Source organism: Pseudomonas sp. PvP028 (assembly GCF_017832255.1).
Classification (GTDB): domain Bacteria; phylum Pseudomonadota; class Gammaproteobacteria; order Pseudomonadales; family Pseudomonadaceae; genus Aquipseudomonas; species Aquipseudomonas syringae.
In genome coordinates, this window is record NZ_JAFIBL010000001.1 from 723,070 (window position 1) to 745,246 (window position 22,177).

Annotated in this window: 15 protein-coding genes, 2 tRNA genes and 1 pseudogene; 2 read left to right on the forward strand and 16 right to left on the reverse strand. The window is 58.2% G+C overall.

Features of this window, described 5'->3' with window-relative positions; genetic code table 11:
• Positions 1-69 precede the first annotated feature (69 nt).
• The 8 genes from JOE34_RS03330 to rnr form a co-directional block, all read right to left on the reverse strand.
• Positions 70-2,379 (reverse strand): YgiQ family radical SAM protein, encoded by a 2,310-nt coding sequence (locus tag JOE34_RS03330; RefSeq protein ID WP_003422338.1) that lies wholly within the window; start codon positions 2,377-2,379, stop codon positions 70-72.
• A gap of 107 nt (positions 2,380-2,486) precedes the next feature.
• A complete protein-coding gene (gene dnaB, locus JOE34_RS03335) occupies positions 2,487-3,881 on the reverse strand; it encodes a replicative DNA helicase (protein WP_003317209.1) in 1,395 nt (464 codons plus the stop codon).
• 123 nt (positions 3,882-4,004) lie between these two features.
• Complete coding sequence (gene rplI, locus JOE34_RS03340; RefSeq protein WP_003317208.1) at positions 4,005-4,451, reverse strand: 50S ribosomal protein L9; 447 nt, start codon at positions 4,449-4,451, stop codon at positions 4,005-4,007.
• A gap of 19 nt (positions 4,452-4,470) precedes the next feature.
• On the reverse strand, positions 4,471-5,367 hold the full coding sequence (locus JOE34_RS03345) for a hypothetical protein (protein ID WP_003422339.1): 897 nt from the start codon (positions 5,365-5,367) through the stop codon (positions 4,471-4,473).
• A 39-nt stretch (positions 5,368-5,406) separates the two neighbouring features.
• Positions 5,407-5,637 (reverse strand): 30S ribosomal protein S18, encoded by a 231-nt coding sequence (rpsR, locus tag JOE34_RS03350; RefSeq protein ID WP_002551829.1) that lies wholly within the window; start codon positions 5,635-5,637, stop codon positions 5,407-5,409.
• A gap of 28 nt (positions 5,638-5,665) precedes the next feature.
• The gene (rpsF, locus tag JOE34_RS03355) at positions 5,666-6,091 is read right to left on the reverse strand and encodes a 30S ribosomal protein S6 (protein WP_002551828.1); all 426 of its coding nucleotides are present in this window, start codon (positions 6,089-6,091) and stop codon (positions 5,666-5,668) included.
• A gap of 214 nt (positions 6,092-6,305) precedes the next feature.
• Complete coding sequence (rlmB, locus tag JOE34_RS03360; RefSeq protein WP_003317206.1) at positions 6,306-7,067, reverse strand: 23S rRNA (guanosine(2251)-2'-O)-methyltransferase RlmB; 762 nt, start codon at positions 7,065-7,067, stop codon at positions 6,306-6,308.
• On the reverse strand, positions 7,064-9,697 hold the full coding sequence (gene rnr, locus JOE34_RS03365) for a ribonuclease R (protein WP_003393525.1): 2,634 nt from the start codon (positions 9,695-9,697) through the stop codon (positions 7,064-7,066). The genes rlmB and rnr overlap by 4 nt, the downstream gene beginning before the upstream one ends.
• Positions 9,698-9,922: 225 nt before the next feature.
• On the opposite strand from rnr, the gene JOE34_RS03370 reads away from it, so the two are divergent.
• Together JOE34_RS03370 and JOE34_RS03375 are read left to right on the forward strand one after the other, a co-directional pair.
• Positions 9,923-10,009, forward strand: a tRNA-Leu gene (locus tag JOE34_RS03370).
• Between the two features lie 160 nt (positions 10,010-10,169).
• Positions 10,170-10,256 (forward strand) — tRNA-Leu (locus JOE34_RS03375).
• An 87-nt stretch (positions 10,257-10,343) separates the two neighbouring features.
• Here JOE34_RS03375 and JOE34_RS25765 read toward each other — a convergent pair.
• The 8 genes and pseudogenes from JOE34_RS25765 to hfq all read right to left on the reverse strand — a co-directional run bounded on the left by JOE34_RS25765 (position 10,344) and on the right by hfq (position 22,142).
• Positions 10,344-13,171 (reverse strand): annotated as a pseudogene (locus JOE34_RS25765) (hypothetical protein).
• 315 nt (positions 13,172-13,486) lie between these two features.
• Positions 13,487-15,421: a methyl-accepting chemotaxis protein gene (locus JOE34_RS03390; protein WP_016567070.1), complete on the reverse strand. Its 1,935-nt coding sequence runs from the start codon at positions 15,419-15,421 to the stop codon at positions 13,487-13,489.
• A gap of 170 nt (positions 15,422-15,591) precedes the next feature.
• Positions 15,592-16,884: an adenylosuccinate synthase gene (locus tag JOE34_RS03395; protein ID WP_003422343.1), complete on the reverse strand. Its 1,293-nt coding sequence runs from the start codon at positions 16,882-16,884 to the stop codon at positions 15,592-15,594.
• Positions 16,885-16,938: 54 nt separating this feature from the next.
• Positions 16,939-18,126, reverse strand: a complete 1,188-nt coding sequence (locus JOE34_RS03400; protein ID WP_016567069.1) for an ATP phosphoribosyltransferase regulatory subunit — start codon at positions 18,124-18,126, stop codon at positions 16,939-16,941.
• Positions 18,127-18,396: 270 nt separating this feature from the next.
• Complete coding sequence (hflC, locus tag JOE34_RS03405) at positions 18,397-19,266, reverse strand: protease modulator HflC (RefSeq protein ID WP_003393535.1); 870 nt, start codon at positions 19,264-19,266, stop codon at positions 18,397-18,399.
• A complete protein-coding gene (hflK, locus tag JOE34_RS03410; protein ID WP_003422345.1) occupies positions 19,266-20,471 on the reverse strand; it encodes an FtsH protease activity modulator HflK in 1,206 nt (401 codons plus the stop codon). The genes hflC and hflK overlap by 1 nt, the downstream gene beginning before the upstream one ends.
• 96 nt (positions 20,472-20,567) lie before the next feature.
• Complete coding sequence (gene hflX, locus JOE34_RS03415) at positions 20,568-21,869, reverse strand: ribosome rescue GTPase HflX (RefSeq protein ID WP_002551820.1); 1,302 nt, start codon at positions 21,867-21,869, stop codon at positions 20,568-20,570.
• Positions 21,870-21,881: 12 nt separating this feature from the next.
• Positions 21,882-22,142: an RNA chaperone Hfq gene (hfq, locus tag JOE34_RS03420; protein WP_002551819.1), complete on the reverse strand. Its 261-nt coding sequence runs from the start codon at positions 22,140-22,142 to the stop codon at positions 21,882-21,884.
• Positions 22,143-22,177: the final 35 nt, after the last annotated feature.

The window sequence follows — 22,177 nt, forward strand, 5'->3', positions numbered from 1 at the left end:
CGCGTCGACATGCCGTTCTGGACGCTCTGCGTCCGCCCCTCTACGAGCAGGCGGCGCTATCGCTGAGCGTTAGCGTGGCACCACTGGCTTGCGCTTGGGCGGTTTGGTGCCTTTGCCTTTGGCTGCATCCATGCGCTCCTTGGCGGCCTGCTTGTTGCGCGCCATTGCGGCAGCCTTGGCCTCTTCGCGCTTGTCCCACGGCTTGCTGCCATCGCTTCCACGTGGCGGCAGGCCGGTGTGCTGGGTCTGAATCAGCGTGGTCTTGGCAGTTTTCGCAACCTTGTGGCTGCCCGCCGGCGTCGAGTTCTTGCGGCGCGCACTCTGGTAGCTGTCAGTAACCGGCTGATGCAACGGGATCAGTTGATCCTTGCCCGGCCCGATCAGATCGGCACGACCCATGCGCTCCAGTGCCTCGCGCAGCATCGGCCAGCCTTTCGGGTCGTGATAGCGCAGGAAAGCCTTGTGCAGACGACGCTGCGCTTCGCTCTTCACGATGGTGACCGCATCGCTCTTGTAGGTGACCTTGCGCAACGGGTTCTTGCCCGAGTGGTACATGGCCGTGGCCGTGGCCATCGGCGACGGGTAGAACGCCTGCACCTGGTCCGCGCGGAAACCATTGCCCTTGAGCCACAGCGCCAGGTTCATCATGTCTTCATCAGTGGTGCCCGGGTGGGCGGCGATGAAGTAAGGAATCAGGTACTGCTCCTTGCCGGCTTCCTTGGTGTACTTCTCGAACATGCGCTTGAACTTGTCATAGCTGCCAATGCCCGGCTTCATCATCTGGTTGAGCGGACCTTCCTCGGTGTGTTCCGGGGCGATCTTCAGGTAACCACCTACGTGGTGCGTGACCAGTTCCTTGACGTACTCCGGCGACTCGACCGCGAGGTCATAGCGCAGGCCGGAGGCGATCAGGATCTTTTTCACGCCCGGCAAGGCACGCGCGCTGCGATACAGCTGGATCAGCGACGAGTGATCGGTATTCAGGTTCGGGCAGATACCCGGGAATACGCAGGACGGCTTGCGGCAGGCCGACTCGATCTCCGGGCTTTTGCAGGCGATGCGATACATGTTCGCGGTCGGCCCGCCCAAGTCGGAAATGACCCCGGTAAAGCCTGGCACCTTGTCGCGGATCTCTTCGATTTCGCGAATGATCGACTCTTCGGAGCGGTTCTGAATGATCCGCCCTTCGTGCTCGGTGATCGAGCAGAAGGTACAGCCACCGAAGCAGCCACGCATGATGTTCACCGAGAAGCGAATCATGTCGTAGGCGGGGATCTTTTCCTTGCCGTACGCAGGATGCGGGACGCGCGCGTAAGGCATGCCAAACACGTAGTCCATTTCTTCAGTGGTCATCGGAATGGGCGGTGGGTTGAACCAGACGTCCACCTCGCCATGCTTCTGCACCAGCGCGCGAGCGTTGCCCGGATTGGTTTCAAGGTGCAACACGCGGTTGGCGTGGGCATACAGCACAGCGTCGTTACGGACCTTTTCTACCGATGGCAGACGGATGACCGTCTTGTCACGGGTCATGCGCGGGCTGGCAAGAATCTGCACCACCTTGGCTTCGTTGGGGTCCTCGACGTTGCCTTTTTCCTGCTCGATGGCGCAGGCCTCGGTGTCCTGGGTGTTGACGTACGGGTTGATGATCTTGTCGACCTTGCCCGGACGGTCGATACGCGTGGAATCGACCTCATACCAGCCCTGCGGCGTGTCACGACGAATGAACGCCGTACCGCGCACGTCGGTGATGTCTTCGATCTTGTGGCCGTAGGACAGACGCTGGGCAACTTCGACAATCGCACGCTCGGCGTTGCCGTACAGCAGGATGTCGGCGCAGGCGTCGATCAGGATCGAGTTGCGAACCTTGTCCTGCCAGTAGTCATAGTGCGCAATGCGGCGCAACGAAGCTTCGATACCACCCAGCACGATTGGTACATGCTTGTAGGCTTCCTTGCAGCGCTGGCTGTAGACCAGACTTGCGCGGTCCGGACGCTTGCCGGCCATGCCGCCCGGGGTATAGGCGTCATCGGAGCGAATCTTCTTGTCCGCGGTATAGCGGTTGATCATCGAGTCCATGTTGCCGGCAGCGACACCGAAAAAAAGATTCGGCTCGCCGAGCTTCATGAAGTCGTCTTTGGACTGCCAGTTGGGCTGCGCAATGATCCCGACCCGAAAGCCCTGGGACTCGAGCAGACGACCGATGATCGCCATGCCGAAAGACGGGTGATCCACGTACGCATCGCCGGTAACGATGATGATGTCGCAGGAATCCCAGCCAAGCAGATCCATTTCTTCCCGGCTCATGGGCAGGAAAGGTGCTGGTCCGAAACATTCGGCCCAGTACTTGGGATAGTCAAATAACGGCTTGGCTGATTGCATGTTCAGGACCTGCGTTTGCACGTTGGAAAAATCGCGGGCGCGGAATATAGCACATTTTTTGATCAAGTCCGACCACGGTGGTCGGATTTGATCGGCTCGACCCGAAGTCAATCGTCGTCAAAGTTGTAACTGCCCGGCGCCAGGTTCTCGAAGCGCGTGTATTTACCGATGAACGCCAGACGCGTGGTGCCGATGGGGCCGTTACGCTGCTTGCCGATGATGATCTCGGCAATCCCCTTGTGCTCGGTTTCCGGGTGATACACCTCGTCCCGGTAAACGAACATGATGACGTCGGCATCCTGCTCGATCGCTCCAGATTCCCGGAGGTCAGAGTTGATCGGGCGTTTGTTGGGACGCTGCTCAAGGGAGCGGTTGAGCTGCGACAGGGCAATCACCGGGCAGTTGAATTCCTTGGCCAGGGCTTTCAACGAGCGCGAGATCTCGGAAATCTCGTTGGTACGGTTGTCACCGCTGGAACCGGGGATCTGCATCAGTTGCAGGTAGTCGATCATGATCATGGCGATGTCGCCATGCTCACGCACGATCCGCCGTGTCCGCGCACGCATTTCAGACGGGCTGATACCGGCCGTGTCATCGATGAACAGCTTGCGGTCATTGAGCAGATTGACCGCCGATGTCAGGCGCGGCCAGTCATCGTCGTCAAGCTGGCCGGCCCGCACCTTGGTCTGGTCGATGCGCCCCAGCGAGGACAACATACGCATGATCAACGATTCGCCTGGCATCTCCAGCGAGTAGACCAGCACCACCTTGTCACTGCGCAGCACCGCGTTCTCGACCAGGTTCATGGCGAAGGTGGTCTTACCCATCGACGGACGTCCGGCAACGATGATCAGGTCGGAGGGTTGCAGTCCGCTGGTCTTTTCATCGAGATCGGTATACCCGGTCGACAGGCCGGTAATGGCGTTGTCGCTGTTGAACAGCGTGTCGATACGGTCGATGGCCTTGGTCAGCAGGTCGTTGACGCTGACCGGACCGCCGGTCTTGGGACGCGCTTCGGCGATCTGGAAGATCTGCCGTTCAGCCTCGTCAAGAATCTCTTCAGCGGTCCGGCCTTCGGGGTTGAACGCACTGTCGGCGATTTCGGTACTGATGCCGATCAATTGCCGCAGCGTGGCCCGGGCCCGGACGATCTGCGCGTAGGCCTTGATGTTGGCGACAGAAGGCGTGTTTTTTGCGAGCTCACTGAGGTAGCCCAGCCCGCCCACTTGCGAGGTCTGCCCTTCCTTGTCCAGCTGTTCAGCCAGGGTGACCACGTCAATCGGGCTGTTCTGATCGGCCAACCGGGCGATGGCGCGGAATATCAGGCGGTGGTCATGTCGATAGAAATCACCATCGGAAACTTGATCGAGCACCCGCTCCCAGGCGTTGTTGTCCAGCATCAGTCCACCGAGTACAGCCTGTTCGGCCTCGATGGAATGTGGCGGCACCTTCAGGGCAGCGGTTTGCAGATCGTATTGTTCGGGGGCGGAAATATCGTTCATGGCCACTTCAATTCGAGGTTTGCAGAATGGGGATGGCACAAAGACAAAGGGCACGACCTGTAAACAGGATCGTGCCCGATGTTAATCCTCTGACGACAATGTCACCAGACGATTACGTGTTGCTTAAGCAGCCACTACGACAACGCGTACGGTTGCTTCTACGTCGCTGTGCAGGTGCACGGCTACGTCGAATTCACCAACGTTGCGGATAGTGCCGTTCGGCAGACGAACTTCGCTTTTTGCAACTTCAACGCCAGAGGCGGTCAGTGCATCAGCGATGTCGTGGGTGCCGATCGAACCGAACAGCTTGCCTTCGTCACCAGCGGTGGCAGTGATAGTCACTTCCAGCTCAGCCAGTTGGGCAGCGCGAGTTTCGGCAGATGCTTTCTTGTCTGCAGCCAGTTTTTCCAGCTCGGCACGACGCTCTTCAAACGCAGCCACGTTGGCAGCGGTTGCAGCGGTTGCTTTGCCGTAAGGCAGCAGGTAGTTACGACCGTAGCCGGCCTTAACGTTTACTTTGTCGCCCAGGTTGCCCAGGTTGGCGACTTTTTCCAGAAGGATCAGTTGCATGTGGAAATCCTCTTAACTTTTAACCTTCACCGTTCGCAGGACCATTGCCGGAATCTTTCGAGCTCCGGCGACCGCGAAAATCAATCAGGCTGTCGACAATGGCAATTACCACGAGCAACGGATAAATCAGCTGCATGAACACCAGCAGCGTGATGTACATCCCCACCAGCCAGAACCTGGACAGGCGCTTTTCAGCGACCAGTCCGTGAATCAGGGCCAGGCCCGCAAAGACCAGCGGTACGCTGCACAGTGGTGTAAGCATCGCTATCTGCGGACCGAAATTCGGCCCCACCAGCATGCACACCACCAGCACCAACGCCGGCACCAGCGGGAGTTTCACGGCGCGAAACTCACGCCCGAAACCACCAGGGTTGTACATCATCGCTTGCCAGTACCGCCCAAGAATCAGGCACAGCACACTGACGATTTGCAGCACAGCCGCTATCAGGCCATTCAGGACGGGTGCAATCAGTGCCCCCAGACGCGCTCGCTCTTCTACGTTCAACTGCTCGTAGAGCCCGGCCAGCATTGTCGGCAGATGTTTCTGCAACTCCTGCGACATTGCTTCCAGAGGTTCGCGAAAAACCGTGCCCAGAATTACTGCATACACCACACCCAACGCCACGCTGACCAGCAGCACACGGACCCAGGACTCGCTGGCACGCAAAACCATTGCCAAACTCAGTGAACCCGCCAGCACCATGGCTGTACGGGGTTCACCGAAATACCACCAGACCAAAGCCGGCAGCAGAGCCCAGGACAGGACACCAACGGCATCACTGAACCCGCGTCGCAGGAGCACAAGGCACCCTGCGGCAGCACTCAACCAGAACAACAGCGGCAATGCCGCACATCCAGCCACTACGAGAGTGGCCTGCATACGGCCGCGCATGATGAATTCAGCCAGGGCACGCATGCTTTCTATCCTTTGTTACGTTTTGTCGACTACCTGGTCTCAGCGGCCGTGGCTGTCGGTGTAGGCCAGCAGGGCCAGGAAGCGGGCACGCTTGATAGCGGTGGCCAGCTGACGCTGATAACGTGCTTTGGTACCCGTGATACGGCTTGGAACGATTTTGCCGGTCTCGGATACGTAGGCTTTCAGAGTGTTGAGATCTTTGTAATCGATCTCTTTGACGTCTTCAGCGGTGAAGCGGCAGAATTTACGACGACGGAAGAAACGTGCCATGTAATTGGCTCCTCAAAAGGTCCGTGGATTACTCGTCAGCGTTATCGCTAACGTCGCTGTTGTCGCCGTCATCGCCATCGGCGCTGTCGGAGTGCTCAGGACGGTCACGACGCTCACGGCGCTCACTGCGGTTCTCTTCAGCCTTGAGCATCTCGGACTGGCCGGTTACGGCTTCGTCGCGACGGATGACCAGGTTACGGATCACAGCATCGTTGTAACGGAAGTTGTCTTCCAGCTCGGCCAGAGCCTTGCCAGTGCACTCAACGTTCAGCATCACGTAGTGAGCCTTGTGAACATTGTTGATTGCGTAAGCCAGTTGACGACGGCCCCAATCTTCCAGACGGTGGATTTTGCCGCCGTCTTCTTCGATCAGCTTGGTGTAACGCTCTACCATGCCGCCGACTTGCTCGCTTTGATCCGGGTGGACCAAAAAGATAATTTCGTAATGACGCATGAATGCTCCTTACGGGTTGTAGCCTGCCGCTCAAATAGCGGTCAGACAAGGAGTGAATGACACTGTTGGTCTTGCTCAGGGACAGGCACATGCGCGCCTGCCGTGACAGCAAGGGGCGCAATTGTAGAGAAGGGTCGAGGGAGGCGCAAGGCAATTGGTGAATTAATGAGCAGATCGCATGGCGCGACCTGCTCGCTCTGGCCAGGCGCCGAAATCAGGCCTTTTTGCCGGCAGCCTTGACACTGCGCTGGCGCAGCGCTTCAAACAGACACACGCCGGTCGCGACCGACACATTGAGACTGCTGACACTGCCCGCCATCGGCAGGCGCACCAGATAATCACAATGTTCACGGGTCAGGCGACGCATGCCCTTGCCTTCCGCGCCCATGATAATGATGGTCGGCCCGGTCAGGTCCTGCTGATACAGCTCGACCTCGGCCTCGCCCGCAGTACCTACCACCCACAATCCGCGCTGCTGCAGTTTTTCCAGGGTACGCGCCAGGTTGGTCACTGCCACAAGCGGGATAACCTCGGCGGCACCGCAGGCGACCTTTCGCACGGCTGGCGTCAGGGTTGCGGACTTGTCCTTGGGCACGATGACCGCCAGTGCACCTGCCGCATCGGCGGTACGCAGGCAAGCGCCGAGGTTGTGTGGATCGGTCACGCCGTCCAGCACCAACAGCAGCGGCGAGCCTTCACTGCGGTCCAGCAGCTCGTCGAGCATCGCCTCGCCCCAGACCTGACTCGGGCTGACATCGGCAACAACGCCCTGATGCACGCCCTCGACCCAGGCATCCATTTCGCGGCGCTCGGCCTGCCCGATGGTCACGCGATTCTCCGCGGCCAGTGCCACCAGCGTCTGGACGCGAGGGTCGTTACGACCCTCGGCCAGCCAGATGTGCTTGACGCGTTTCGGATGATGACGAAGTAACGCTTCTACAGCGTGAACGCCGTAGATTTTTTCCAGCTGACTCATGACTTGGCCTTGGGTTTACGAGCGCCACTGCTTTTCGCAGCTGGCGCGGAGCCCGTTTTTGACGAGCCTTTACGGTGTTTGCTGGCCGGCTTGCCCGATGAAGGCGCAGAGCCCGACCTGTCAGACTTTCCCGACGATGCCTTGCTACCACCCTTCGCGTCTGCCAGAAGCGCTTTTTTCAGCTCGCGGCTTTTACGCACTTCTGCGTTTTTCGCGGCGGCATCGCTCGGGCGATACGCTTCGGGACTGCTGTCCTTGGTCGAAGCGCTACGGCGTCCGGACTTGGCAGGTGCCTTGTCCTTTTCAGCCGTGGCTGTGGCAGCAGGTGCCGCGGTGTCATTACCACGACGCTTGCGAGCCGTCGGCTTCGCAGCCGCTGCCGCTTCGGAGATCTCGAAATCGATCTTGCGTTCGTCCAGATCGACGCGCATGACCCGCACTTCAACGGTGTCGCCCAAGCGGAAGTTACGCCCGGTACGCTCGCCGGCAAGGCGGTGGTGCAGCGGATCGAAGTGGTAGTAGTCACCCGGCAAGGCGGTCACGTGGACCAGGCCTTCGACATAGATGTCGGTCAACTCGACGAACAGGCCAAAGCCGGTTACAGCGGTGATCACGCCCGGGAACGACTCGCCTACGCGATCCTTCATGTATTCGCACTTGAGCCAGTTGACCACGTCGCGCGTGGCCTCGTCGGCACGGCGCTCGCTCATCGAACATTGTTCGCCCAACTGGTCGAGCAGCGCGTCGTCGTACGGGTAGATGCGCGCCTTCGGAATCGTGGCCGCGCCGGCACGACGAACATGCGGCGTATCCTGCTTGGAGCGAATGACACTGCGAATCGCGCGATGGGTCAGCAGGTCCGGATAACGACGGATAGGCGACGTGAAGTGCGTGTACGCTTCGTAATTCAGACCGAAGTGACCGTTGTTGTCCGAGCTGTAGACCGCCTGGCTCAACGAACGCAGCATCACGGTCTGGATCAGGTGGTAGTCAGGACGATCGCGAACGGTTTCAAGCAGCGCCTGATAATCCTTCGGTGTCGGGCCTTCCTTGCCTTTGTGCAACGTCAGACCCAGCTCGCCGAGGAACGCACGCAGTTTTTCCAGGCGCTCTGGTGGCGGACCATCGTGAACGCGGTACAACGCAGGAATTTCGTGCTTCTTCAGGAACTGCGCGGTGGCCACGTTGGCAGCCAGCATGCATTCCTCGATCAGCTTGTGGGCATCATTACGGGTGGTCGGACGGATTTCGGCAATCTTGCGCTCGGAACCGAAGATGATCCGGGTTTCCTGAGTTTCGAAATCGATCGCACCACGCACATGACGCGCGCCCAGCAATACCTTGTACATGGCATAAAGCTGTTTGAGGTGCGGCACCACATCGCCGTATTCGCCGCGCAGGCTTTTCGCCTCGGCGGTTTTCGGCTGCTCCAGAATCGTGCTGACCTTGTTGTAGGTCAGGCGAGCGTGGGAGTGGATGATGCCTTCGTAGAACACGTAGTCAGTCATCTCGCCGGTCTTGGAGATTGTCATCTCGCAGACCATGGCCAGACGATCGACATGCGGGTTCAGCGAGCACAGGCCGTTGGACAATTGCTCAGGCAGCATGGGCACGACGCGCTCGGGGAAATACACCGAGTTGCCGCGCACCTGGGATTCAGCATCCAGCGCCGAGCCGATCTTCACGTAGCTCGATACGTCGGCAATCGCCACGTAGAGCTTCCAGCCACCGGAGAACAAACGCAGTTTGCCCGGCTTGGCTTCGCAGTAAACCGCATCGTCGAAGTCACGAGCATCTTCGCCGTCAATGGTCACGAACGGCAGATGGCGCAGATCGACGCGGTGTTCCTTGTCCTTCTCTTCGACTTCCGGCTTGAGCTTGGCAGCTTCCTTGAGGACAGCTTCGGGCCACACGTGCGGAATGTCGTAGGTACGCAGCGCTACATCGATCTCCATGCCGGGCGCCATGTAGTTGCCCACCACTTCGATCACGTCACCTTGCGGCTGGAAGCGCGGCGTCGGCCAATGGGTGATTTTCACCTCGACGAACTGGCCGATCTTGGCGCCGTTGTTACGACCCGGCGTCACCAGCACTTCCTGCTGGATTTTCGGGTTGTCGGGCACCACGAAGCCGATGCCGCTTTCTTCGAAATAGCGACCCACGATGCTTTCGTGAGCACGCGAGATCACTTCGACGATCACACCTTCGCGGCGACCGCGACGGTCAAGACCGGAAACACGGGCCAGTGCCCGGTCACCATCGAACACCAGGCGCATTTGCGCCGGGCTCATGAACAGGTCGTCGGAGCCGTCGTCCGGCACCAGAAAGCCGAAGCCATCACGATGCCCGGAGATGCGACCCAGGATCAGGTCAAGCTTGTCTACCGGTGCATAAGTGCCGCGACGCGTGTAGATCAACTGGGCGTCACGCTCCATCGCCCGCAGGCGGCGGCGCAGAGCCTCGAATTGATCTTCGGTGGTCAGGCCGAACTCTTCGACCAGTTGCTCGCGACTGGCCGGCGAACCGCGCTCGGCAAGGTGCTGCAAGATCAGCTCGCGACTGGGAATAGGGTTTTCGTATTTTTCCGCTTCACGAGCGGCCTCGGGATCGAGGGACTGCCAATCGGCCATTAGATAGTTTTCACCTTGTATATATAGGGGTTAGTTTGGCATAGACCTCATGAAACGGGAAATTTCACGCTCAATCCACTGGACAAAAAGCCTCTAGGACCCCGCTGAAACACTCGAAATACGCCGTCCGCGATTTTTTTCGGTTTTTTTGCACTGCCGGGCTTTACAGCCTAAAAGACGCTCCGTATAGTGCGCGCCATCGACAGGTTGATGCCTGTCGATACTGCCCAGATGGTGAAATTGGTAGACACGCCAGCTTCAGGTGCTGGTGACCGCAAGGTCGTGGAAGTTCGAGTCTTCTTCTGGGCACCAATTCAGGCGACAGACTACAACAGTCTCAAGCCTTACAAAAACCCGCGAAAGCGGGTTTTTGCATTTTCAGGGTTTGATTATTAAATCAAAACAGGGGTTTACAGAGTAAAACGATCGCCGTATAGTGCGCCCCATCAACGGCGTACACGCTGCTGATGCTGCCCAGATGGTGAAATTGGTAGACACGCCAGCTTCAGGTGCTGGTGACCGCAAGGTCGTGGAAGTTCGAGTCTTCTTCTGGGCACCAATTCAAAAAAAACCGAGCCAATGGCTCGGTTTTTTCGTTTTTGGGATCGCAAAGTCATCTATTTCAAATCAGCAGACCGCATCCAGCTTATATCTTCAATCCAAAGCCATAGGCTGCCTCGCCACCTATCACTATGTCTTTCAGATCCTTATCCTTGTCATCATCCGGGAAATAACTCTTTCTGGTAAATGGAAGATTACCACTATCACTTGCCCAGACCCGTCGATCCCATTGCTGTCCAGCAGGCGCCGCCGGGAGGTCGATGCTTAACTTTCCGCCACCCTCGGCACGGAGCCTGCGCCAGGTAGCCAGGTCCGGAATGACAAGACCTCTGCTGTCGGCAATTTTCTTGCATTCTGTGTAAGTACTGAAATTCAGGTACTCCAACGTGGAAATACCTTGGACAGTGACCGTTACGTACACAACCTGGCCAAGGGAATCTCGCACCTGGACATATACAGATCCGTTCTTCCTGGCCATCAACAGGCCTTTAGCATCGACCTCGACGATAGACGAATCCCCGGACACGAACGTATAGGGACCTTTACCGCCACTAACAACCATCAACTGACTTGAGCCGGGCGGCACTGCAGCAGTGCTGCCTGGCTTCGGGTACGCAGCGCTTAAAGAAACATCTGAAAACTTGACACTCAGCAAGCTGCCTTGCGGTTTGATTGTCAAACTCAGCGTCGGAAAGTCTTCAGCGTAGGTGTCACTGAAGTCACCATCGAACGCAACCTTTGCAAATACCTGCAACTGACTGCCCGCCGCCAAATTATCGAACTGGGCCCGAGTGATAGTAATAGCCAAGTCCTGCTTTGCATCGGCATCGGTCAATATTCTGGCTGTCCAGACGTTGATCTCCACCGCACTACCATCCTGGGCAGTACCTTCCAGCCGCAACCACACACGTTGACCGGCTGCCATGAATGGCCACTTCTTGAGCGTCACCACGATGTCGGTTTTTACCGAGGCCAGATCCAGCAGATCTGCGGGTGCCTGGCCGACCACTGGCAGAGACAGGTTATCCCCACCAAGTAGATCGACATCGATGATGGTGTCGTCAGAATCTATCGGATTGATCAGCCCGTTGCGCGTGACCTGATAATAGACCCAAACCTCTGCCCCGGTATTGGAACCAATTGCCGAGGCTGGAATAACGAACTCCAATGCATTGCTCACACTGCCGACAGTTTGTTCGGCTATAGCTGGCGTCCCGGGGCCGTCAGTACCGATCCAGAAGAGCCGGACCTTGTCGCCGACAGCAATGGTGGGGTAAGGCTGAACAACCACTGTTGTGCCATTTTGCACGGCCATCGGATCAAGGACCCAGTCAACAGACGCCGGAACCTCAGGAGCAGGAAGCAATAGACCAGCCACCTGAGTGCCTACCGAAAACAGTTCTTCCTGAGACCTGAACTTCTGAGTCTTGCCGCCAAGCCCTTTTCGCTCAATAACGTAATAGACAATGGTCTTTTTGTTGAGCGCTGTGCTGACGGAGGCCGCGGGAATGTTGAATACCAGGTCGATATTCACGTTGGCTGCATCAACAGCCTGAACACCCAATACGACCGGATCACCACCCTCGGCCGGCTGCCAATAAGCAGCAACACTGTCTCCCACCTGAGTTTCGGCGGAAGGCACGGTGAGTTTTGTTCCAACGCTCGCAAGAGCAGCATCCATTGTGCCGTCTTTGACACCGTCCACCACAGCGCCGGTCAAAACCCTGGCATCTGCAGCCTCCTGATCCTTCTGGCTGCCGACAAAAAACTGATAGTCAGCAGAGCGAAAACTGACTTTACGTCCATCTGGCAGGACACGCTCAAGCAGGTAAAAAACCGTCACAACCTTGCCTCGGTTGAATTCAATGGGATTATCCAGATACACATCAAATGACATGTCGCCATCGACATTCTGCTGTGTAACAACCCCCTCATCGGTAAACGTCTTCTGTTTTGACGAGTCACTCCAGAATAGCGTGATCTTGTCTTTTACCAGTGTTCCAGCGGAAGGAATATGAACATTGATAGAGTCAGCAATTTTGTCCGGATCGAGACGATTATCAGAAACTTCGTTGATAAATGGCGGCAAACTCGCAAGGCTTGGTCCGACATAGATATTGCGCTTGGGCGAGGTATACCAGACGCCATCTCTATAAACCTTGTAGTAGATACTCATGACCCCATTGACCAGCGGCTTGATATCGGCATCTGTCCAGGTAATTTTCATTGGACGACGCTGTAGATTGCTGGCACTGATGGGCCGGTCTTTGTCAGTAAAGTTAATTGCATTCTGCTTGGCGTCCACGCCTTCCCTGACAAGTTTGACAGTGTCCCCAAGCTGAATACCTGGGTAATCGAGACTGACCGTTACAAAGTTGACCGCTGCCTTGGCACTGATGTGGTCCGGGTCGATAGAGTCGTTGACGGCTTCCAACAATTCGGGAGCAGGCAGATAAAGACTCGAATCTGAAACTCAAGAGGTCGCGATGTGCGAATCTTGCCAGTCATGCTGGAACTTGCGGGCCTGACGACATACTGAATAGTCGCTGTTTGACCGGCGAGCGCTTTCACAATATCAGACGGCACCGTCACGGTAAGTACATCACCACCAACGACAGATCGCGCTATGTAAGACGTACTCCAACTAATCAGCGTTCCACTCTGAGACTTACCCTTGAAATTAATTTGAACGTGCTCGCCAGGAGCAAAACTCACGTAATAATTGTTCCATATCGACGACAGCCTGACTCCGAGCCCCCGCCCTGCAAGGTAGGACATATCCGACGGCGAGGGGGGTGATGAAGGCTTGTCGGGGTAGCCCAGTTGAACATATTTTACTCCTGTAACCGCATCAGTTCTCCAGACACCCCCAACACCTACCGGGGCAAGAGGAACATCCCATAAGACAGTCATATTCATTCCTTCCATAGAAATAAAATTATATATCCGGCTGTACGTTCTGAGGCCAGCACAGTACAGAGTACTCATCAGTCATCATGAGTTCTTGCTCACTGTAGAGGATCGTTGCTTATAGGATTACTATCAGAAGTAACAGGTAGACATTTTAAAAATAAACTTTTTGCGATTATCCAGACACAGCCCGCCTTGTGCCTTTGAAAATGAGTACACGACGCTTCGCTACGATGTCAGCACTGTGTCAAACATCCTGCTGAGCGCCTCGCAAACCAAAGTGTAAGCGAAGGCCTTTTCCCAAAAACGCTCAACACCTCAAGCCCGGAACTGCCCCAGGCTCGCCTTCAACTGTGCAGCCAGCCCATCGAGCACTTTGCCGCTGGCAGTCGTCTCCACCACCGCCTTGGCAGCACGCTCGGCCTGAGCATGGATCACCTCTACCCGGCCACGCACCGCCTGAGCGCCTTCAGCCTGATGAACGGCCGCCCTGGTCGCCAGACCAATGGCCGCATGCACCTGCTCCACGGAAGCTTGCACCGTCTGCTGCCGCTTGGCGCTGTCGCGCAGCACCTCAAGACCTTCCTTGGCTTGGCGCCCGGCAATGCCGATGGCTGCGACCGCCTCTTTCGCGCCGCGCTGCAAGGCCACGATGTGCTCCTGAATATCGCCCGTCGAGCTTTGGGTCTTGCTGGCCAGCGCACGCACTTCGTCAGCCACCACGGCAAAGCCTCTGCCCGTCTCACCTGCGCGAGCCGCTTCGATGGCTGCGTTCAACGCCAGCAGGTTGGTTTGCTCGGCAATACCATGAATGACTTCCAGCACCACCTCGATCTGCTGGCTTTGCTGCGCCAGACGCTCGATCACTTGCGCCCCCGTCTCAACCTGCCCGGCCAGCGCTTCGATCAACCCGCCAACCTGACTGGAGGTACGGGTGTTTTCATCGGTTGCCTGCTTGATATCGATCACCTGACGCAGGGCTGCCTGCATCGCATGGCTTTCCGACTGCGCCTCGTCGGCCATCTGCTCCAGCGCTTTGAGGCTGGCCGCCACTTCGTCCCGCTGCAATTCGGCCGCCGCATCGGCACCGGCGTTACGCTCGCTCATGACACCGATTTCCTGCCCGGTGCGCTGCGCCACTTCGCCCGCCTCGCGGACGATAGGTTGCAGCTTGTCGATGAAGCGGTTGACCGCCGCCGACATATCACCAATCTCGTCATTGCTGTCCAGCTTGACGCGCTTGGTCAGATCGCCCTCCCCCGCCGCCAGGTCATTGAGTGCAGCGATCAACAGATGCAACTTGCTGACAACCCGACGTCCGAGCACCACCGCCAGTAACAGCAAGACACACAGGCCGACCAGCGCCAGACCCATGCCGATTCTCCAGCGCAGTGTTTCGGCAGCTTCCTGAACCGCAACACGCGTGTTGGCGGTCATCGCCACCCCTGCCGCCTGAGCCGACTGCAGACGCGTGCGCAAGGCCGTCGAGCTGTCTTTCGAGGCACTGGCAAGGCTGTCAGACACCAATTGTTCACCACTGGTGATCAGGGTCGCGAAACGCTTGTCCAGGGCGGCAAGGTTCTCTTCGACCGTTGCCGTTGACACACCCATGCGCACCTTGCCGATCTCGACACCGTTAGGGCTGATGGACGCTTCAACGTAATACACGGAAGGATCGTTTTTCGCCGCATTGAGGACCTTGTCCATCGCCCGCTCGCCCTCACCCTTGGCCAGCAGGGCCTTGACCAGCGGATTGTCGCGATTCATGTAACGTGTAAGGTGCTCACCTGCGGCGTCGTCATAAACGACGAACAGTACGTTGGGATTGCGCTGGGCACGGCGTGCGAATTCGGAAAGCGTCGGAGTGTCGTTGTCCCACATGGCGCGCGGAGCGACGGCAGCCAGCAGTTCGGCCATGTCGGTCGCGGACTCGCGAAGGTCTTTCTCCAGCGTGGCACGCAGTTGAGCCTGCTCGTCCTTCAGACGGGTAGAAAGCCCGACACTCAGGCGCTGACGAGTGCTGGATGACAACGCATCGAGGCTCGATGTCACTTCGCTACTCGCCGACTCCAGCTCTGCGGAAAGATGTTGCGAATCTACCCCGAGACGGTTGGCGAGATCAGCCTCAAGCGCGGTGACCGTGCTCCGGGTAAGCGCAACCGCCACGATGACCTGCACCAAAAGGGCAATGCCCAGCGCAATAAAGACCGGGCGCAGCAGACGACTTTGCAAGAGAGACAAGACTGCAGACACAGGAGAATCCTTCCACCCACAGCGCCATTAAAATGATGGCACTTTTCTGTCATCTTTGTAGCAAGCGCCGTGCCGTGACACAAGTCTCACTTTTTGCCGGATTGAATCCACCCGACGCTGAACGCAAAAAGGGCCGCAAATGCGGCCCTCTTTGTGTGCTCGGCGATGGATCAGCCGAACGGGTGACGCAGTACGATGGTTTCGTTGCGGTCAGGACCGGTCGAAATGATATCGATAGGCGCACCGACCAGCTCTTCGACGCGTTTGATGTAGGCGCGTGCAGCGGCCGGCAGCTCTTCAAGGGTCTTGGCACCCAGTGTGGACTCGCTCCAGCCCGGCATTTCTTCGTAGACCGGACGCAGGCCGAGGTAGCTGTCAGCGTCGGTAGGCGCGTCGATAACCGCGCCTTCTTCGTTCTCGTAGCCGATGCAGATGTTGATGGTTTCCAGACCGTCGAGCACGTCCAGCTTGGTCAGGCACAGACCCGAAATGCTGTTGATTTCGATAGCGCGACGCAGGATGACCGCATCGAACCAGCCGCAACGGCGGGCTCGACCGGTGGTAGCACCGAACTCGTGACCGCGCTTGGCCAGGAAGGCACCGACATCGTCAAACAGTTCGGTCGGGAACGGACCCGAACCCACGCGCGTGGTGTAGGCCTTGGTGATGCCCAGGATGTAATCCAGGTACATCGGACCAAAACCGGAACCGGTGGCAATGCCGCCCGCAGTGGTGTTGGAGCTGGTGACGTACGGGTAGGTACCGTGGTCGATGTCCAGCAGCGAACCCTGGGCACCTTCGAACATGATGTCTTTGCCGTCGCGACGCATTTCATGCAGCGCAGCGGTGACGTCAAGCATCAGCGGCTTGAGCATGTCAGCGTATTCCATGCACTCGTCGAGTGTCTTCTGGAAGTCGATGGCAGGCTCTTTGTAGTAATTGACCAGCACGAAGTTGTGGTAGTCGAGCAGTTCGCCCAGCTTGGCGGCGAAACGCTCGCGATGGAACAGGTCGCCGATGCGCAGACCGCGACGTGCAACCTTGTCTTCGTAAGCGGGGCCGATGCCGCGACCGGTGGTGCCGATCTTGAACTCGCCACGGGCCTTTTCACGCGCCTGGTCGAGTGCCACGTGATACGACAGGATCAGCGGGCAGGACGGGCTGATGCGCAGGCGCTCGCGCACCGGAATGCCTTTCTCTTCCAGCTTGATGATTTCGCGCAGGAGCGCGTCGGGAGCAACCACCACACCGTTACCGATCAGGCACTGCACGCCTTCGCGCAGCACACCGGACGGAATCAGGTGCAATACGGTTTTCTCACCGTCGATCACCAGTGTGTGGCCCGCGTTGTGGCCACCCTGATAGCGAACTACGGCGGTAGCATGTTCGGTCAGCAGATCAACGATCTTGCCTTTGCCCTCATCACCCCATTGAGTGCCCAGGACTACGACATTCTTACCCATAACACTTGTCCTCATTCACGCAAACTTGGTGCCGGCGGCGGCCGGCAGGAATACTCAAGAAGCCAGCGGCATTACCTGCCAGTGCTCGCCATGCTGAATCAATTGCCGGTCACAGTCGGCTTCACGCGCGGCGCTCGCCTGCTGCCCAGGCAAGGCCTGAACCACACGCTGACCTTCACTGCGCAACTGGCAAACCATCTGCCAGAGTGCCGCATCCGTACTGTCCGGCACCCAGATGCCACCAGACGGTAGGACGATTTCTGCCTGCCCCAGGGTAACCAGGGTTTTCAGGTCGGTGGAAAAGCCGGTCGCCGGGCGGGCACGACCGAAGTCGGCGCCGATGTCATCGTAACGACCGCCCTGAGCGATCGACTGGCCCACGCCCGGTACGAATACCGCGAACACCACACCGGTGTGGTAGTGGTAGCCGCGCAGTTCGCCGAGATCAAAGTACAGCGGCAACTGCGGGAAACGCGCAGTCAGACGCTCGGCGATCGACAGCAGGTCATCCAGCGCGGCCAGCACCGGCGCAGGTGCGCCGGCCAGACGATCACGTGCGGCGTCCAGCACCTCACGACCACCGCACAGATCGACCAGTGCGCGCAGCATCGTTGCCAGCTCTGGCGGCAGATCGGCGGTGAGGGCAATCACCTCATCGATGGCCTTGCGCTGCAGTGCATCGAACAACTGCTGCTCGACTTCACCCGACAGGCCGGCGGCACGCGCCAGACCGCGATAGATACCGACATGCCCGAGGTCCATGTGCACATCCGGCACATCGGCCAGTTGCAGCATGGCCAGCATCAGGCTGATGACTTCGACGTCGCTGCTCGGGCTCGCATCGCCGTACAACTCGGCACCCAGTTGTATCGGGCTGCGCGAGGACGACAGCGCGCGCGGCTGGGCATGCAGAACGCTGCCCGCGTAGCACAGACGGCTCGGGCCTTCACGTTTCAGGGTGTGCGCATCGATGCGTGCAACCTGCGGCGTGATGTCGGCGCGAAAGCCCATCTGCCGGCCCGATTGCGGGTCGATAACCTTGAAGGTGCGCAGATCCAGATCCGAACCCGCGCCAGTCAGCAGGGACTCGAGATACTCGATATGCGGGGTGACGACAAACTCATAGCCCCAGCTCTGAAACAGATCCAACACCTGACGGCGCGCTACTTCAATGCGCGCCGCTTCCGGTGGCAGTACTTCTTCGATGCCATCTGGTAGCAGCCAGCGGTCGACCGTTGCCATTACGCCATTCCCCTGTGATCCAGGCGGCCAGCCTACGGGCCGACCTTGAGTGAAGCAGAAAGTGGTGCGCCGTATGACGGGCACGACAAATGCCCGAGACAGGCCTTGCAGACCACTTTCCTCGAAAAATCTTGCCGCGTTCCGATTCAGATACGGCCAATCAATCGTGCAGACGCAAAAAAGCCGGGAATTTCCCGGCTGCCGCATGATACACACGTTTCACCGTACGTTCACCCCACCGGGCGGTTTTGCCGCCCGGCGGATGATTAATTACGGCTTGGCTTTTTCCATGTAGCGAAAGAATTCGCTGTTCGGATCAAGCACCATCACGTCGCTCTTGTTCGCAAAGCTTTCGCGGTAGGCACGCAGGCTGCGATAGAACGCGTAGAACTCCTGGTCCTGACCATACGCCTTGGAGTAGATCGCGGCAGCCTGGGCATCACCATCACCACGCGCTTCTTCCGACTCGCGATAGGCTTCGGCCAGCAGCACACGACGCTGACGATCGGCGTCGGCACGGATGCCTTCAGCCAGCTCGTTACCCTTGGCACGGTGCTCGCGCGCTTCACGCTCACGCTCGGTGCTCATACGTTCGAAAACGCTGCGATTCACTTCCTTCGGCAGATCGATGGCCTTGACCCGGACATCGACGACTTCGATACCCAGTTCTTTCTCGGCCATGCGGTTCAGCGAGCCGGTGATATCCGCCATCAGCGCGTCTCGCTCACCCGACACGACTTCGTGCAGGGTGCGCTTGCCGAACTGGTCACGCAGGCCGGATTCCAGACGACGCGAAAGACGCTCGTCGGCTATCTGCTTGAGGCCGGAAGTCGCGGTGTAGAAACGCTCCGCATCCTTCACACGCCACTTGGCGTAGGCATCGACCATGACCGCTTTCTTTTCCAGTGTCAGGAAGCGCTGGGTCGGTGCATCGAGGGTCAGCAAACGACCGTCGAACTTGCGCACCTGGTTCACGTAAGGAACCTTCACATGCAGACCCGGCTGAACGTCAGCCTGGACCACACGACCGAATTGCAGCAGGACCGCACGCTCTGTCTGGGACACGATGTAGAAGCTGTTCCAGGCAATGACGGCCAGTATCACGCCAACAATGAGGGCGATCAGCGATTTGTTACTCATCAGCGAGTCTCCCTGGTACGTACTTCACCACGCTGCTGAGCCTCATTCGCCCGGGCAGCGGCGGCAGCAGCGGCAGCATCATTGGCCGACTGCGATGGCGTACCTGAATTGGAGCCATTGCCGTTACTGCTGCGGCTGCTCTCGATCATCTTGTCGAGCGGCAGATAAAGCAGATTGTTCTGCCCCTTGTCGCCGGTCACGAGCACCTTGCTGGTATTGCTGAAGACTTCCTGCATGGTGTCCAGATACAGACGCTGACGGGTGACTTCAGGAGCCTTGCGGTACTCGGCAACCAGTTTGGTAAAGCGATCCGCCTCACCCTTGGCACGCGAAACCACTTCATCGCGGTAACCGTTGGCATCTTCGAGAATACGCTGAGCCTGACCACGGGCTTCCGGGATCACACCATTGGCGTAGCTTTCAGCCTGGTTGCGTGCACGCTGCTCGTCTTCACGGGCGCGGATCACGTCATCAAAGGCTTCCTGCACTTCACGCGGCGCGGCGGCGCTCTGTACGTTCACCTGGGTCACGGTGATGCCGGTGCGGTAGGTATCCAGGAAGCGTTGCAGACGCTCCTTGATTTCGCTGGCCATCAGTTCGCGGCCTTCAGTCAGCACCTGATCCATCGCCGTGGAACCCACGACATGGCGCAACGCACTTTCAGTCGCGTGCTGCAGGCTGATTTCAGGCTGATCGACGTTCAGCACGAAGGCCTGAAGATCGCTGATCTTGTATTGCACGGTCAGCGGCACTTCGACGATGTTCTCGTCTTCGGTGAGCATCTGGCCCTGCTTGCTGTAGGCACGCTCGCGAGTCACGTTCTCCATGTACTTGCGATCGAACGGCGGGAAGTAGATGTTAAGACCCGGGCCCACGGTCTCGTGGTACTGACCGAAACGCAGCACGACAGCCTGCTCTTGCTCGTCAACCACATAGATAGCGCTGTAAAGCCAGAAAGCGACGAGCACGACAAGCCCGATGCCGAGCAGGCCGAAGCCGCCGCCCTTGCCTGAACCACCGCCATTGCCACTGCCGCCGCCATCGCTGCCGCGTTTGTTACCGCCGCCGAACAACCCCTTCAGGCTTTCCTGCAGCTTACGGAAGGCCTCGTCGAGATCAGGTGGTCCCTTGCGGTCGCCGCCACGGCGTTTGCCACCCCAGGGATCTTGATTATTCGAGTTGCCACCCGGCTCATTCCAAGCCATAGCGCTCTCCATCTGATAAAGCAAAGACGCGCCCGCGGCGCGCCGACCAATGCTACAGAATGCTCGGGAAAGCCGTACAACGGCTTTCTCGTGCTTTTATTGCAAAGTGTGTTGCTCGATGAACTCCAGCGGCTGCAATCCTTCGCGACTCACCAGTCGATTGAGTTCAACGCGCGGCAGTCGTACGGCCAGCACGCTGGCACCTTCCTCGTCATGCGTTTCGCTCTGCACCGCACCCAGTTCAAAGAACTGGGCACGCAGCCGGGCAAGACTTTGAGGCAGAAGCAGCGTGCCGACGAACAGGTCGTCGCCGAGCAATTCGGCGATAGCCTGTTTGAGCAGATCAAGTCCTCGACCATCACGGGCAGAAACCCAGACACGCTGCGGCTTGCCATCGGCATCGCGCTGTATCTGAGGCTCTACGCCTTCAAGCAGATCGAGTTTGTTATAGACCTCGAGGATCGGCAAGCCCTCGGCGCCGATCTCGCCAAGCACCGCCATGACCTGCTCGATCTGCGACATGCGATCCGGCTCGTGGGAGTCGATCACATGCAGCAGTAAATCGGAGTTGCTCGATTCTTCAAGCGTCGCGCGGAAGGCCTCGACCAGCTTGTGCGGCAGATGGCGAATGAAGCCCACGGTATCGGCCAGCACGATAGGCCCCAGGTCATCGAGTTGCAGACGACGCAGGGTCGGATCGAGCGTGGCGAACAGTTGGTCTGCCGCAAACACATCCGAATCGGTTACCGAGTTGAACAGGGTCGATTTGCCGGCGTTGGTATATCCCACCAGTGAAACCGATGGAATATCCGCGCGACGACGTCCGCGACGGGCCTGATCACGCTGGCTGCGAACCTTCTCCAGCCGTCCCTTGATCTGCCGCAGGCGAACCCGCAATAGACGTCGGTCGGTTTCAAGCTGGGTTTCGCCCGGACCGCGCAGGCCGATACCACCTTTCTGTCGCTCAAGGTGGGTCCAGCCACGGACCAGACGGGTACTCATGTGCTCAAGCTGGGCCAGTTCGACCTGAAGCTTGCCTTCGTGAGTACGCGCCCGTTGCGCAAAGATATCGAGAATCAGACCGGTGCGATCAAGCACACGACACTCGAAAACGCGTTCGAGGTTGCGTTCCTGACTGGGCGTGAGGGTGTGATTGAAGATGACCAGATCGGCCTGTTCGGCCTTGACCTGATCGCGAAGCTCTTCGACCTTGCCAGAGCCGATCAGATACTTGGCCGAAGGCCGATGACGCGGCACGTTGATAAACGCAACGGTATCGGCACCGGCCGAGATGGCCAATTCCTGAAACTCCTGCGGATCTTCGCGCGCCTCAGGGTCCTGACCATCCAGATGAACGAGAATTGCACGCTCACCACCACTGTGGCGCTCAAAGAACAAGGCAGACTCCTATCAGGCGTTACCTGGCTCGGCGTCCGCACCGTCAGCGTCTGTAGCGCTTGGCAGGCGAATCGGGCGAACCGGTACGACGGTGGAAATAGCGTGTTTGTAGACCATCTGGCTGACCGTGTTCTTCAGCAAAATGACGAACTGGTCGAAAGACTCGATCGTACCCTGCAGCTTGATACCGTTGACCAGATAGATCGATACCCCGACCTTCTCTTTACGCAAGGTATTCAGGTAAGGGTCTTGTAGCGAATGCCCTTTTGACATGTGCCGCACTCCTTTAAGGATCAATAAAATAAAAA

Coding starts and splice junctions, on each gene's coding strand:
- JOE34_RS03330 (WP_003422338.1), bottom strand. CDS start 2,379: ATGCAATCAGCCAAGCCGTTATTTGACTATCCCAAGTACTGGGCCGAA.
- dnaB (WP_003317209.1), bottom strand. CDS start 3,881: ATGAACGATATTTCCGCCCCCGAACAATACGATCTGCAAACCGCTGCC.
- rplI (WP_003317208.1), bottom strand. CDS start 4,451: ATGCAACTGATCCTTCTGGAAAAAGTCGCCAACCTGGGCAACCTGGGC.
- JOE34_RS03345 (WP_003422339.1), bottom strand. CDS start 5,367: ATGCGTGCCCTGGCTGAATTCATCATGCGCGGCCGTATGCAGGCCACT.
- rpsR (WP_002551829.1), bottom strand. CDS start 5,637: ATGGCACGTTTCTTCCGTCGTCGTAAATTCTGCCGCTTCACCGCTGAA.
- rpsF (WP_002551828.1), bottom strand. CDS start 6,091: ATGCGTCATTACGAAATTATCTTTTTGGTCCACCCGGATCAAAGCGAG.
- rlmB (WP_003317206.1), bottom strand. CDS start 7,067: ATGAGTCAGCTGGAAAAAATCTACGGCGTTCACGCTGTAGAAGCGTTA.
- rnr (WP_003393525.1), bottom strand. CDS start 9,697: ATGGCCGATTGGCAGTCCCTCGATCCCGAGGCCGCTCGTGAAGCGGAA.
- JOE34_RS03395 (WP_003422343.1), bottom strand. CDS start 16,884: ATGGGTAAGAATGTCGTAGTCCTGGGCACTCAATGGGGTGATGAGGGC.
- JOE34_RS03400 (WP_016567069.1), bottom strand. CDS start 18,126: ATGGCAACGGTCGACCGCTGGCTGCTACCAGATGGCATCGAAGAAGTA.
- hflC (WP_003393535.1), bottom strand. CDS start 19,266: ATGAGTAACAAATCGCTGATCGCCCTCATTGTTGGCGTGATACTGGCC.
- hflK (WP_003422345.1), bottom strand. CDS start 20,471: ATGGCTTGGAATGAGCCGGGTGGCAACTCGAATAATCAAGATCCCTGG.
- hfq (WP_002551819.1), bottom strand. CDS start 22,142: ATGTCAAAAGGGCATTCGCTACAAGACCCTTACCTGAATACCTTGCGT.